The 658-nt window shown below is 39.3% G+C and carries 1 protein-coding gene; it reads right to left on the reverse strand.

Translation table 11 applies throughout. The annotated features are described in order from the left end of the window. Positions 1-466: 466 nt before the first annotated feature. The coding region (locus AC1DVB_RS27810; protein WP_477592080.1) for a hypothetical protein at positions 467-658 on the reverse strand (192 nt) is incomplete at its 5' end.

A 658-nucleotide genomic window follows, 5' to 3' on the forward strand; every position in this document is an offset into this window, starting at 1 on the left:
ATATTCCTCGTTACGGCATTAATATTATCTCTTCTTTACTTTATTTATAGGTATAAGAAAATGAACGGCACATTGAATGAAAAACAGGAAGAAGCAACAGTACAATGATCAAAAAAACAGCGACCCGTCTAGGTCGCTGTTTCAGACTGAAGACAAATTCGAGGAAAACTAGTTTGTCTTCAGTTTTTTTAAAAAAAAATCCAGTTGATTGAAGAAATCCGCTCCCTTTCCGCCGACTGTCTYCCRAGCCTCCTCGACGCAAGCGTCTGTGGTGTCTCGGCTAGCCAGTTGTTCGGCAGGAGTGTCGCAAATTTCTTCAATCTTGATAGGATTTCACCCCATATAAAACAGTAAAAAATTATGGAGTAAAACCAATTCTCGTTTTAAAATAATGGTAATAATTTCAGATTCGGGATAATGCCGTTTCGGCTCCACTTTTGTCGACAACGGGGTTTCTATCTAAATTTTAAAACAAAGTTGATTGGAGCGGGCGTTCAAGACTCCTGCTTGGAAAAGCGTGTACAAGGGAGACCCTACAGACGTAAAGACCAACCACGGAAAGCGAGTGCCCTACGTTCCAATCAACGTTCAAATATAAACCCCTCAAAATAACGTTCCTGATGATTTCATCCAAATAAAAAAGTAAAAATACATGAAG

It is taken from the genome of Peribacillus sp. P4_D6 (assembly GCF_056401795.1).